The 12,240-nt window shown below is 69.1% G+C and carries 14 protein-coding genes; 8 read left to right on the forward strand and 6 right to left on the reverse strand.

All coding sequences use genetic code 11. From position 1 onward, the window contains the following. Positions 1-348: 348 nt before the first annotated feature. The gene (locus ACFPN1_RS08835) at positions 349-1,263 is read left to right on the forward strand and encodes an aspartyl protease family protein (protein ID WP_386754514.1); all 915 of its coding nucleotides are present in this window, start codon (positions 349-351) and stop codon (positions 1,261-1,263) included. A 4-nt stretch (positions 1,264-1,267) separates the two neighbouring features. Here the strand turns inward: ACFPN1_RS08835 and ACFPN1_RS08840 are convergent, their stop codons facing one another. Then, positions 1,268-1,885 (reverse strand): isochorismatase family protein, encoded by a 618-nt coding sequence (locus ACFPN1_RS08840; RefSeq protein ID WP_386754515.1) that lies wholly within the window; start codon positions 1,883-1,885, stop codon positions 1,268-1,270. 182 nt (positions 1,886-2,067) lie between these two features. Between ACFPN1_RS08840 and ACFPN1_RS08845 the strand changes: the two genes are divergently transcribed. Continuing rightward, on the forward strand, positions 2,068-3,012 hold the full coding sequence (locus ACFPN1_RS08845) for a hypothetical protein (protein WP_386754516.1): 945 nt from the start codon (positions 2,068-2,070) through the stop codon (positions 3,010-3,012). On the opposite strand, the gene ACFPN1_RS08850 is transcribed toward ACFPN1_RS08845, so the two are convergent. Beyond that, a complete protein-coding gene (locus ACFPN1_RS08850) occupies positions 2,921-4,261 on the reverse strand; it encodes an MFS transporter (protein WP_386754517.1) in 1,341 nt (446 codons plus the stop codon). The genes ACFPN1_RS08845 and ACFPN1_RS08850 overlap by 92 nt on opposite strands. Before the next feature lie 106 nt (positions 4,262-4,367). Here ACFPN1_RS08850 and ACFPN1_RS08855 point away from each other — a divergent pair, with 106 nt between their 5' ends. The 3 genes from ACFPN1_RS08855 (at position 4,368) to ACFPN1_RS08865 (ending at position 7,036) form a co-directional block, all read left to right on the forward strand. Next, on the forward strand, positions 4,368-5,117 hold the full coding sequence (locus tag ACFPN1_RS08855) for a helix-turn-helix transcriptional regulator (RefSeq protein WP_386754518.1): 750 nt from the start codon (positions 4,368-4,370) through the stop codon (positions 5,115-5,117). Positions 5,118-5,242: 125 nt separating this feature from the next. Continuing rightward, positions 5,243-6,052, forward strand: coding sequence for a helix-turn-helix domain-containing protein (locus tag ACFPN1_RS08860; RefSeq protein ID WP_386754519.1), 810 nt, complete (start codon positions 5,243-5,245; stop codon positions 6,050-6,052). Between the two features lie 93 nt (positions 6,053-6,145). After that, positions 6,146-7,036: a sterol desaturase family protein gene (locus ACFPN1_RS08865; protein WP_386754521.1), complete on the forward strand. Its 891-nt coding sequence runs from the start codon at positions 6,146-6,148 to the stop codon at positions 7,034-7,036. Positions 7,037-7,147: 111 nt separating this feature from the next. Here ACFPN1_RS08865 and ACFPN1_RS08870 read toward each other — a convergent pair whose 3' ends face one another. Then, a complete protein-coding gene (locus tag ACFPN1_RS08870) occupies positions 7,148-7,816 on the reverse strand; it encodes a glutathione S-transferase family protein (RefSeq protein ID WP_386754522.1) in 669 nt (222 codons plus the stop codon). 114 nt (positions 7,817-7,930) lie between these two features. On the opposite strand from ACFPN1_RS08870, the gene ACFPN1_RS08875 reads away from it, so the two are divergent. Continuing rightward, positions 7,931-8,485, forward strand: a complete 555-nt coding sequence (locus tag ACFPN1_RS08875; RefSeq protein ID WP_386754523.1) for a DUF488 domain-containing protein — start codon at positions 7,931-7,933, stop codon at positions 8,483-8,485. An 84-nt stretch (positions 8,486-8,569) separates the two neighbouring features. Here ACFPN1_RS08875 and ACFPN1_RS08880 read toward each other — a convergent pair whose 3' ends face one another. Beyond that, positions 8,570-8,947, reverse strand: a complete 378-nt coding sequence (locus tag ACFPN1_RS08880; protein ID WP_386754524.1) for a hypothetical protein — start codon at positions 8,945-8,947, stop codon at positions 8,570-8,572. 351 nt (positions 8,948-9,298) lie between these two features. On the opposite strand from ACFPN1_RS08880, the gene ACFPN1_RS08885 reads away from it, so the two are divergent. Further along, positions 9,299-9,865: an energy transducer TonB gene (locus ACFPN1_RS08885; RefSeq protein WP_386754525.1), complete on the forward strand. Its 567-nt coding sequence runs from the start codon at positions 9,299-9,301 to the stop codon at positions 9,863-9,865. A 123-nt stretch (positions 9,866-9,988) separates the two neighbouring features. On the opposite strand, the gene ACFPN1_RS08890 is transcribed toward ACFPN1_RS08885, so the two are convergent. Then, positions 9,989-10,438: a DMT family transporter gene (locus ACFPN1_RS08890; RefSeq protein WP_386754526.1), complete on the reverse strand. Its 450-nt coding sequence runs from the start codon at positions 10,436-10,438 to the stop codon at positions 9,989-9,991. A 270-nt stretch (positions 10,439-10,708) separates the two neighbouring features. On the opposite strand from ACFPN1_RS08890, the gene ACFPN1_RS08895 reads away from it, so the two are divergent. Next, a complete protein-coding gene (locus ACFPN1_RS08895; RefSeq protein ID WP_386754527.1) occupies positions 10,709-11,170 on the forward strand; it encodes a hypothetical protein in 462 nt (153 codons plus the stop codon). Positions 11,171-11,267: 97 nt separating this feature from the next. Here the strand turns inward: ACFPN1_RS08895 and ACFPN1_RS08900 are convergent, their stop codons facing one another. After that, entirely contained in the window at positions 11,268-12,119 is an 852-nt protein-coding gene (locus ACFPN1_RS08900; protein ID WP_386754529.1) for an amidohydrolase family protein, read from the reverse strand. Positions 12,120-12,240 lie beyond the last annotated feature (121 nt).

Genomic DNA, 12,240 nt, shown 5'->3' on the forward strand with positions numbered 1-12,240 from the left:
TCCATCGTCCGTGATGGCCGGCGCGTCGCTGTTGCCTGAGGCTGCGGCCTCTGCGCCGGCAATGACGTTGTACGGACTGTGCGCACTGGCTGCAAACACCACGCGCCCGGCGTCGCAGGACTTCTTGTTCGCAATCGCGCGCGGCGCAAATGCAGACGGCGACGCCGCTTCAGTCCACGGACCAGCCGCTTCATCGCCCGTCGCGTGGTTTCGTCGCAGGCACCTTGTCTGCGCGCGCCTGGCCATGCAGCTTTGTGCGGAGCATCGCGGCCCGGGGGCACCGCACCCCCAGGCGCAATCGACGCCGCGACGCTCGCCTCCCACCGCCCATCGCAAAGGACCCGCGTGATGCCCACGGAATCCGCTTTCGATCTCGCCGCCCGGCGCCTGCTTCCCCCGCTGGCGCTGGTCGCCGCGCTGCTCGCTCCCGGTGCCGCGCGCGCCGCTGGCGCGTCCGACGATACGTGCACGCTCGCGGCGATGCCCGCGGCGGATGCGCTGGTACGCGTACCCTTCGACGTGATCGACGGCCGCATCTACGTGCAGGTGCGGGTCGATGGACGCGGACCGTATCGATTCGCCGTCGATACGGGTGCGAGCGGCCTCGCGCGCGCCGACGCGAGCCTGGTCGCCGCGCTGGATCTGCCGGTCCGGGGCACGGCGAGCACGTCGGACGGCGTGCAGGATGCGACGGTGGACACCACGCACCTGGCTTCGCTCGAGCTCGGCGGCCTGGTTCGGCACGACTTCGACGTGATCACGCGCGACTACAGGAGCCGCAAGTCGCCGGAGTCCGCCTTCTCCGGAATCCTGGCGCGCGAGTTCTTTGCCGACGGACTCCTCGTGCTGGATTACCCGCGCAGAACCCTGTCCTTCAGCCGTGCACGCGGACTCTCTCCCGACGCCACGAATGCACTCGCCTACGAGCGCGCGTTCCGCGTTCCGGTGGCGATCGGCGACGTGCAGGTACAGGGCAACCTCGACACCGGCGCGAACGTGAACTTCGTGCTGCCCCGCACGCTGTACGAGCGGGTATCCGCCGGGCCACTGCTGGCCGCAGCGCCGGGGCAACTCACCAACGGCGCAGTCGCGGCGGACCGCGCGACCGTGCACGGTCCGTTCCGCATCGGCGGCGTCAGCATCGCCGATGTCGAGGTACGCGTGTCGGACCGCTACCCGGAGCTGCTGGTCGGCGCGCACGCCCTGCAGGATCACGTGCTGCTGATCGACCAGCGTTCGCAGCGCGTGGCCGTGTGCCCGTAGCGCATCAACGTTCCAGCGCCGCCGCGTCGGGCACGACCACCGCGAACCGGTCGGCCAGCGCGGCGAGCGTGCCTTCGAACACCACCTCCGCCGGCGTGACGCGATCGCCGCTCGCCGACGGCAGGTCGCGCGTAGCGGTTGCCGCGGCCACGATCGTCGTGCGATAGCCCAGGTCCAGCGCCACGCGCGCGGTGGCGCTGACGCACATGTGCGTGGCGAATCCGACGATGACGAGTTCCTTGCGGCCGGTGGCCTGCAGGGCCTCGTGCAGCATGGTCTTCGCGAACGCGTTGGGCAGCGACTTGACGATCGTGGTCTCGCCCGCGATCGGCGCGAGCGGCGGAATGAAGCCGGCGTACGGCCCCTGCGGATCGAAGGCCGCAGCGCCGGCGCGCCCGTGGTGCACGACGTGGAAGACCGGGACGCCGTGCTCGCGGCATCGGTCGAGTACGCGCCGCGCTTCGCACACGGCGGCGTCGATGCCCTTCAGCGGCAGCGCGCCGGTGAGGTACTCGAGCTGCGCGTCGATCACGACGAGCGCTGATGCGGCCAGGGGGCTGGGATGGCGTGGCGCGCCGGCGATGTCAAGCAGGCGTCGCGGGCGTTCGACGAAGGCGTCCATGGGCATTTCCTTGGGGGAGATGCGCCATTGTCGTTCGCGTCGGCGCACGGCGCGTGCAACGCAGCGTGCCAACTTGTATCGCATGAGTGCCAAACCGAATCGCCGGCGTGCCGGTGCGTGACACACTGATTCGGGCGCGGTCGATGTCCGCGCCGACATCCCGATTCCGGAGACATGAACACGTGAACGATACGATCCGATGCTGCCTTGCCGTGGCGGCCTTCTCGATGGCGTTGCCCGCGGCCGCGAAGGAAGACTGCCCGGTCGTGGACCTGATGCCCGCCTACGAGCGCGTGCTCGCAACCGACAGTGGCATCGACCGCTTCCGCGACGCAGTGACCCGCGACCACGCGGAGATCTACAACGCCGAATACGTGAACGCCCTGCTCGCACCCACGTTCACCGTGACCGAACAGGACAGCCTCGCCTGGGTGCGCGCGCATCGCGACGAAGTGCGGGCCGTCCACCGGCAACTGGTCCGCGACGTGCCGGTATACCTCGAGGGATTCGCGAAGGCGTTCCCGGATTTCCGCTGCGACTTCACCTTCTACATCGCCCCGGGCTTCGGGCATCTGGACGGATCGGCCGCTGTGCACGACGGTCGCGCGATGATCGTGTTCGCCCCGGACGTGATCGCGAAGCAGCACGAGCGCGACGGTCTGCGGATGATCATCGACCAGGAGCTGTTCCACATCTATCAGTGGCAGGTCACGCACGGTGCCTTCGGATCCTTCAGCGTCGGCGTTCCCAAGACCTACCAGTCCGCGTGGAGCGAGGGCCTGGCCACCTATGCGAGTTGGCAGATGAATCCGGGTAGTTCGCTGGACGAGGCACTGCTCAACGCCGACCTGCGCGCAGCGGCCATGCCGCCGCAGGCGACCCTGGCGGCGGCGATGCTGGAACACCTGGACGACGCCGATCCCGCTTTTTTCGCGCAGTACTTCACCGGCGGCGCGCATCCGCCCGGGGCGCCGCCGCGCAGCGGCTACTACATCGGCCTGCTGGTCGCGCGCGACCTCGCGATGACCTATCCGATCACGACGATGGCGGCCCTGGACGATGCCCAAGTGCGTGAACTGCTGGCAGCGCGGCTTCGCGCGATCGCGGCAGCGGACGCGGCGCACTGACCGACCACGCCACCGACGCGGCGCGCAGACGCGGGGCGAGCACGCCGATGAGCGGCACCAGGCCGATGCCGGTGCCGCAAGCGACGATCAGCGTGCTCGCCCCGGCGTAACGCAGCGCCAGCGGAGCGAGCAGGTTCGCGATGAGCATGCCCGACCAGTCGAAGATCATCTTGAGGCGAAAGACGGATGCGATGTCCTGCCGCGCGAACAGGCTCTGACGCAGCGTCGCCATCGGAATGTCCGACAGCGGCGCGCCCATGCCGGCGAGGCCGGCGGCAGCCGTCAGTGCGACGAAGGCCGGCCGGCTCGTCACGTGTCCCGACAGCGCGCCCAGCAGGATGAATCCGATCGCGATGACAGCCTGGCCGCTGAAGATCCAGCGCACGGGCCGCTGCACGCACCGGCTGCCGGTCACCAGATTGCTCAGCAGATTGCCGGCGCCGTATGCGGCGACGACGAAGGACACCAGCGCAAGGCCATCGCGTCCGGCGACGTGCGACGGCACCTGGCGCAGTGCGAGCGGCAAGGCCAGCCACATCGCCACGCTCCACAAGCCGTTGATGACGCCGCCGGCGCACAGGAAGAACCAGAATCCCGCCTGCGCCCGCACCGCGCGCCAGCCCTGGCCGAGTGCGCGCCACGGCGTGCCCCCGGCGTCGGCACGCGTGGGCGCGAGCCTGGGGTCGAGGCTGTGCACGGCAAGGGCCGAGGCCACGAAACACGCCGAAGTGACGCCCATCAGCCCCACCGTCGGCAACACCGCCGCGAGCACGCCGGCGACGGATGGCCCGACCAGCCGGCCGATCCTTGCGGTGGCATCCATCAACGCATTGGCACCGACCAGGATCTGCCGATCGCGCGCCAGGCACGGCAGGCTCGCCTGCAGCGCGGGATCGAACAGGGGTCGCATCGCGACGAGCGCGACCGAAGGCACCAGCAGCGCCGGCACCGACAGGCGATGGCCGGCCGTCGCGACGATCGGCAACAGCGCGAGCGCGGCCCGCGCGAGGTCCGCGCCGATCATCGAGCCGCGCGGACTGCAGCGCGCGGCGAACCCGCCCGCGGCCAGCGCCACGAGCAGCACGGCTACGCATTCGAGCGCGAGCGCGAATCCGGTACCGGAGCCGATCATGCCGGCCAGCAGCCATGCATACGCGATGCGGTAGAGCTGCTCGCCGATCGTCGCGAGCGACTGGCCCAGCCACAGGCGGGCGATCGGGCCGTGCGCGAGGGGTCGGAGTATCTGCATCGACGCTCTCCATCAGGAGGCGCACGATACATTTCGTGGCGCTGGCCGTCGCACGATGAAATGCCACTGTGTAGCGAGCAGGTGCCAGCCACGGGAGACGGCGGTTTTGCGCATCGACCACGACATCCACATCAACGACATGGCGGCCGCGTCGCGCTACGAGACGCATGCGCACGATCACGAGGCGCTGCTCAGCTACGCCGCGTCGGGCTCGTGCACGCAGCTCATCGGGCCGCGCCTGTGGACGGTGCTGCCCGCGCATGCGGTGTGGATTCCCGCCGGAACGCCGCACGCCGTCGCTGCGGGGCCGCGCGGTTGCCGGTTGCGTACCGTGCGTTTCCCGCTGCCGGTGCCGGACGATCTGCCCGCAACGCCGTGCGTCATCGAGGTTTCGCCGTTCCTCGCCGCGCTCATCGCCGAACTGGGCGAGGCCGGCGGCGACGAGCACCGGCGCCGCGCGGCATTGCGTTTCCTCATCCACGATGCACTCGCGCGATCGCCGCTGCTCGACCTGAGCCTGCCGCGCGTCAGCGATCCCCGGCTGCTGCGCGTGACCGATGCGCTGCAGGCCGATCCGTCGGACCGACGCAGCCTCACGGCGTGGGCGCAGCTGGCGGACATGAGCCGCCGCTCCTTCATCCGCAAGTTCCAGGCGGAAACCGAAATGGGATTGCAGGAATGGCAGCGTCGTCTGCGCGTGCTGATGGCGCGGCAAATGCTGGCCGACGGCGCGTCGGTGACCGAGACCGCGCTGTCGCTGGGCTACGCCACGCCCAGTGCGTTCATCGCGATGATCCGCCGCGAACTGGGCACCACGCCGGGGCAGTTGTTCGCGGCCGGTCCCCCGGCACCCTAGTCGCCATGCAGCGAGGTCGGGGTTCGTCGTGCGAAGCGGGCACCGCCGACGCCGCGACCAATGCAGACGCTGGATGACCGACGGCAGGGTCCGGATAATCCAGGGTTTCTCCGTTCGCCGGTTCCATGGACGCCCGCATCGAATGCACGATCCTGATGATTGCGACCCGGTTCCGCGAGCCTCTGGCCTTGCCGGTCCTGGCGGTGCAGGCGGGCCTGTCGCCCTTCCACCTGCATCGTCTGTTCAAGAGCGAGACCGGTGAAACCCCGGCGGCCTACCTCAGCCGCATCCGTCTGGCGCATGCGGCGCACCTGATGGTGGTGCTGCCGGACGCACCGCTGGTACAGATCGCGCTCGAAAGCGGGTTCACGTCGGCGGCGACGTTCGCGCGCGCGTTTCGCCAGCACTTCGGCGAAACCGCGTCGGACTATCGCAGGCGCCGGCAGCTCGCAGTGAATGGCGCTTCATCGACGCCGGCACTCTCCGTGCACCGGCTGCCGGCACGGCGGCTGCGCGTGCAACGCTGCGCGCTGGAAGAAGATGCGCTGAGCGCCGCGTACAACGCGCTGCGCCGACGCTGCACGGAGGCGCGGCGCACGGCGGTGGGCGTCTTCGTCGATGCCCCGTTTCATCAGCACCGCGCGGGCTGCCGCCACTATCTTGGGCTGGAGAGCGACAGCACCGACCACGACGCTCACGCACTGGAGCTTCCCGGCGGCCTGTACGCGCGCGTCCCCGTGTCCGGCGACCTGGACGCCTTGAGTCGCGAGATCCTGCGTTTCAAGTCCGAGCAACTGGACCCTTCGGCGTACGCGATCGCCTCCACGCTGGCGTTCGAGCAGGTCGAGCTTCCGCACGACGCACCGTTCGATTACCGCGCCAGCCAGCGCTGGCTCTTCATCAAGGTGCGGCGCAAGCACGAACCGGCGCTCTAGGCGCGCCGCGGAACGCGCCCACCGCAAGAATCGCAAAGCCGCACCGCGGCGGCGTGCCTAGCCTGATCCGCACCTTTCCTGCGAGATCACGCCATGACCCGGTTCGTGCGTTACTGGTTTTACCCGCTCCTGCTCGTCGCCACGCTGACGCTCGCCTTCCTGACGATGCGCGCCGGCAGCGATCTCCAGCGCGTCTTCGGCTGGTTCTCGCTGGCGCGCCTGGTCCTGCTGCTGGTCGTCGAGTGGCGCCTGCCGCTGCGCAAGGACTGGGCGATGACCTGGCGCAGCTTCCTGCGCGACCTCAAGTACGGCGTGGTGCTCGGCGGCGGCGGCTTCCTGGTGCGGTATGCGACGGGCTGGCTGGCGATCGGCGTGGCGGACAACTCCAGCGGCGCGCTCTCGCAATGGCCACTGCCGGCGCAGTTGCTGGTGCTCGCGCTCACCTACGAATTCGTCCAGTACTGGCAACACCGCATCAGCCATGAAGCGCGCGGTCCGCTGGGACGCTTCCTCTGGCGCGCGCACGTGCAGCATCACCTGCCCCGGCGGGTCTATCTGCTGATGCATGTGGTGAGCCATCCGATCAACTTCGCGATCGTCATGGCGGTGAGCACGGGCGTCATCTTCGGCCTGGGCGTGGGCAAGGATGCGGTCTTCCTGTTCAACGTGATCATGGGCCTGCAGGGCCTGGTCTCGCACTTCAACGTCGACATCAAGGCCGGTCCGCTGAACTACCTGCTGGTCGGCACCGAACTGCACCGAAACCATCACAGCGCCGACCTCGGGGAAGCCGGCAACTACGGCGTGCTCACGCCGTTCTGGGACATCGTGTTCGGCACGTTCCGCTACACGCCCGATCGCGCACCACGCGCCCTGGGCGTCAGCGAGCCGGCGCAGTACCCGCCCAGCAACCGGCTGCTGCAGGCCATGCTGCTGCCGTTCCGCCCCACGGCGCGCTACGCGCACGCGGAAGAGGAACCCTGATCCATGGGGTTGCCGCCGTGGAGCGTCCGTTGGGGCGCTCCCGGCGTCGGCACCGCGGGCATTCGCAGCGACTCCGCCACGAAATCGTCCGCATGCCGCAGCGGGATCGACCTAGGGTTCATCGTCGCCATAGCCGGGCAGTCGCACCGGCGGCAAGGTGCGCGCTTCGTCCATCCACTCGCGCACGCTGTCGCGCGCCAGCAACGCCTGCATCCACGCGCGCGTGCGCGGCCATGCCGACAGGTCGGGCGCGTGCGCGTGCAGCCGGACTACGGTGGGTACGAAGGCCAGGTCGGCCAGCGACAGCGTGCCGCACAGCCACGGCCCATCGCTGCGCAACAGCGCCTGTTCCCAGGCAGCGAAGATCCGCGCCGCGTCTTCCGTTTCGGTCGGGCTCATCGCGCGGCGGTCCGGATAGAAGGCGCTCTCGAACGACAGCCGCGGGCACAACCCCGACAGGCCCGCGTGCTGCCACGCGAACAGCGCGCGCGCCTGCGCACGCTCGCGCAGGTCCCGCGGCCACAGCGCACCGCCGGCCAGTTCGCTGGCGTACTCCATGATCGCCAACGAATCGAAGATCACCGCTTCGCCATCCACCAGCACCGGCACCGCGCCCGGTGGCGAGAACGCGCGGATGCGCGCGAGATTGGCGAGGCGTTGCGGCAGGCGGATATCCACCACCTCCTCGACGAAGTCGACACCGGCTTCCTTCAGCGCAAGCCAGGCGCGGAAGGCCCAGCTCGAGGCGTTGCGGGTGCCGGAGTAAAGCACTCTGCTCATGCGCTGCATCCCGGGGGAACAGGCGCGCATGATCGCGCACCGCGCCTGCTGCCGTCAGTGCCGCGGGCCGCGTGCACGCGGAATTCGCCCAGGTGGCGGGAAAGTAACGTCGTCATGGCATTGCCGTTCTTCACCATCGGCCACTCCAACCGCAGCCTCGAGGCCTTCGTGGCGCTGCTGCGCGAGGCCGGCGTGCGCAAGGTGGTCGACATCCGCAAGATGCCGCGGTCGCGCAGCAACCCGCAGTTCAACGAAGACGTGCTCCCGGTGTCGCTGTCGGCGTTCGGCATCGCCTACGAACACCTCGCCGCACTGGGCGGCCTGCGCGGCAAGACGCCCGCGGTTCCGCCGGAGCGCAACGGCCTGTGGACCAACCGCAGCTTCCACAACTACGCCGATTACGCACTGACCCCGGCCTTCGCCGCCGGACTGCAGCAGCTGCGCGAGGACGGCCACCGGCAATGCTGCGCGCTCATGTGCTCCGAAGCGGTGTGGTGGCGTTGCCACCGGCGCATCGTCGCCGATCACCTCCTCGCCCGGGGTGAGAACGTCGTGCACATCATGGCTGCCGGCCGGCTGGAACCGGCGCGGCTCACGGCGGGCGCGCGCGTCGGGGAGGACGGCAACGTGACCTATCCCGCCACCGACGAATCTCCGCACGGGCAGTAGACCGGCGTGCATGTGATGACGATGGCGCGCGCGTCGCGTGCTTCGTTCATGCGCAGCGCGCATGGACCGCGCACCGCGCGCGGTTCAACCGGCTTCGTCCCCGTCCGTCAGCCACGCCAGCGCGGCGTGCAGGCCGGAGAAGCAGCGGAATTCGAATCCGAGCGACGCGGCACCTTCGCCTTTCGCGGGCGCGTAGCTGTGCGGCCGACTGACGAATGCGACGCGGCTGCCGGCATACGCGCCGCTGGCACGCAGGGTGTCCTCGAACGGCACGCCGCCCTTGTCCAGTGCGGGCTCGTGCCAGGCAGCGCTGAAGTTGATCAGGATGCGGTCCAGGTGCTGGTTCGTCACCAGCGGCGCCACCAGCGCCAGCGTATCCAGGCGATCCTGGATGCTCACGCCGCCCATGAACTTCAGTTCCAGCCGGCGCGCTTCCGGAAAGATGCGGATGTCACGGATCATGCCGGCCCTCCAGGCCACGAACGGCTCCGATCATAGCGGCCAATGCGCAGGCCGCAGCGGTTCGGGCGCGCACTGCGCAGGCATGTTTTTTGACGGCGATCGCAGCCGCAGTGCTGACTGACAGACTGCCCGTATCCGCTTGCGATGCATACGGCGCCGTATCGCGAGCGGGGCACGCACCGATGCGTCACCCCGCCGCAGCCCTGGCATTCATTTGCGATTGGGCATGGCGACAGCGCGAGCCCGATCCTGCGCGGTATCGCACGCCGCCCTCACGACACGGTCACCGCATGGTCACGACACGCGCAGGACAGTCCCTGCGTACTGACGTAACCCGAACGGAGGTGTGTCATGGCATTTGCACATTACGAAGCACATATGCCGGACGAAGCGAATACGCGGCCGGCAGCATCCAGCCACAACCTGACCCTGCTGCTCCTGCTGTTGCTCGCCGCCGTGCTGTTCGGCTGGTATCGGTATAACCAGATCAGGTCGGGCGAAGCCGCATCACCGGCCACGTCTGCCGATACGACGCTCGTGACCGCACCGGCACCGGCCGCAACGGTTGCGGGCAGCGACGCCGCCGTCGCGCATCGGAGCCGGAGTGCACGCAGCGACACCACGGCCCGCGCGACGCCGCGCTCGTCCGCGCCGAGCCCCATCGCCGGCAATCCGATGCCCGAGTACCCCGCCGTCGCACTGCGCCACGGCGAAGGCGGCACCGTCGTGCTGCAGGTCCAGGTGGATGCCCGCGGCCAGCCCATCGACGTCGATGTCGCGCGCCGCAGCGGCTCGCGCGAACTCGATCGCGCCGCACTGCAGGCCGTGCGCGACTGGCGCTTCAAGCCCGCCACGCGCAACGGCAAGCCCGTGACATCGGTGATCGAATTGCCGATCGACTTCAAGCCGCAGGGCTAAGTCCGGACGCACGCACCGATCATTCGCGCACATCGTTCGCGCACGCTGCACGCCGGGTTGTAGTGAAATGAGCGCCGCGCAGTGCGCTGAGGAGCACTCGGGCGCTGAAGATGCCGCCCGCGATCAGCCGCGGCGCACCAGCACGACGCCTGCCACCACGAGCAGGGCACCGACCACGCGCATGGTGCTGATGGGCTGGCGCGGCAGGCCGAGCGCACCCATGTGATCGAGCCACAACGCCATCAGGATCTGCCCGGCAATGCCGATCGTGATCAGCGATGCGAGCCCGAGCCGCGGCGCGGCATACGCGGCGATGGCAACGTACATCGCGCCGTAGACGCCGCCGACCCACGCGTACCAGGGCAACGCGCCGAACGGCGCCAGTCCCGGCCGGGGCCCGCTCGCCAGCCACACCGCAGACAGCGATGCTGTCCCCACGGCGAAGGAAATCAGCGCTGCGAGTACGGGCGAACCGCCCGCCTTCGCCAGCATGACATTCGTCGGCGCCTGCAGCGCGATCATCGCGCCGGCCAGCAGGACGAGGAGGATGGGAAACACGAGTGTGGGATTCATGCGGGCATCGTAGCCCGGGAAGGTCGCGGGTCGCACCGCGCCGCCTCAGCACACGCTTGCTCACGCAGATCAACGCGCCGTCGCGCGCATGAACGATCAGGTTCCACCTCGGTAGCCCGGGTAAGGCCGAAGGAGCCCCGCCCGCGCTACGAAGTGACCAGGGGATTCCGAAGGGCAACGGCATGAACATTCATTGGCAGATCACGCATCCGTCTGCCAACACGCGTCGCGTCGTTCGTACTAGCCTCGTTCGCGAGGAGGGGCGCAATCATGGTCGCTTCGATGAACCAGGCTCCGATCAGTCAGGGCTCACGCGTGCAGTTGTGGCACGAGGTGGTCCGCGAGGCGGAAGACCGCTCGGGCCGCGCGCTCGGCGAGGAACGCGAGAGCTATCTGGTGTTCGTGTTGCAGCGGCACCTGCAGGACGCGTACCTGCTGGCGCGCACGCAGGCGCTGGAATGGCTCGCCGCCCAGGAGCAGATCGGCAGCGCCCGCGCCGATGCCCTGCGCGACGTGGGCGACCGCTGTCTGCTCATCGCCGGCCTGTTCCCGGGCCTGGCGGCACGCCGGCGCGTCAGCGTCGACTACTACATCGACCTGGGCAGCGGCGCCTACGACGAAGTCGCGCGCAGCACGCGCGCCAGTTACGCCGACCTGTTCGCGCAGCTGGCGCGCGGCTATCGCGAACTCGTCGTGGTGTTGCGGGCCGTACGTACCGGAACCGCCGGATAGTCGCGTTTCGGCGCATCAGCCGAAGGCGTAATGCGCCGGACGCACATGCGGCGCAATGTCATTGCGTCCTGCCTGATCTACCCCGCCGTACGACGATTCACCTGCCAAGCAACTTCCGCGCATTGCCCGAGCGGATCCTGGCCTTCTCCTCGGCGGTCAGATCGAGTCGTTCGAGCGCATCGACGGCCTTGCCTATCCCCAGTTGCGGATAGTCGGAGCCCAGCAGCACATGATCGACGCCGACGTTGCGCAGGGTCCAGACGAATTCCGGCTCGATCGGCGAATCCGCGGCGAGCACCACCGTCGCGGAGATGTCGAAGTAGATGTTGTCCGCGAACAGGTCGTCGGCGGTGCGCGCCAGCGCCAGCATGTTCCAGAAGCGGAAGTTCATGCCGCCGATGTGCGCGAAGATGAATTTTGTCTTCGGCGCCTGCAGCGCCAGGTTGAACAGGCGCTCGCTGTCGCCGGGCAGGATGTTGGCGTTGTCCATCAACACCGTCATGCCCTGCGTTCCCGCATGCCGGACCAGCGCCAGCACGCGTGGATCGGCGGCATCGAATTTCTGCGTGTGGGGATGGATCTTCAGCACCTTCACGCCGCGGGCGGCCACGCGCGTCACCTCGTCCAGCGCCGCCTGCCCGTCGTAGGGATGCACCGTGGCGACCGGCACCAGATGCGGATTGCGCGCCGCCAGTGCGATGACTGCGTCGTTGCCGGTGCGCATCGCATCGAGTTCACCCTGCAGGGCCTGATGCGGTCCGCCGAACCACATCGCGGCGAGGCCCGCCAGCTCGATGCCCGACGCGGTCACGTCCTTGCGGTATTCGCGCAGCGACGCTTCGCCGTCGCGCAGGTGCACGTGCACGTCGAAGACGGGCTCGCCTGCGGAGACGGGCGAAACCGCAAAACCCAGGGCCAGGCAGCACAACAGGAGCGAAGCACGCGACATGGAAACACTCTCTCCGGGGTGGGGGTGGGCAGCGCCGATCGTTCATGGGCACGGCTGCGCTGCGGGGAGTCGAAGGGTACGCACGCGGACGCGACGGCGAAACACCACCACGGAACCCAGT

The organism is Lysobacter yangpyeongensis (assembly GCF_042655745.1).
Classification (GTDB): Bacteria; Pseudomonadota; Gammaproteobacteria; order Xanthomonadales; family Xanthomonadaceae; genus Agrilutibacter; species Agrilutibacter yangpyeongensis.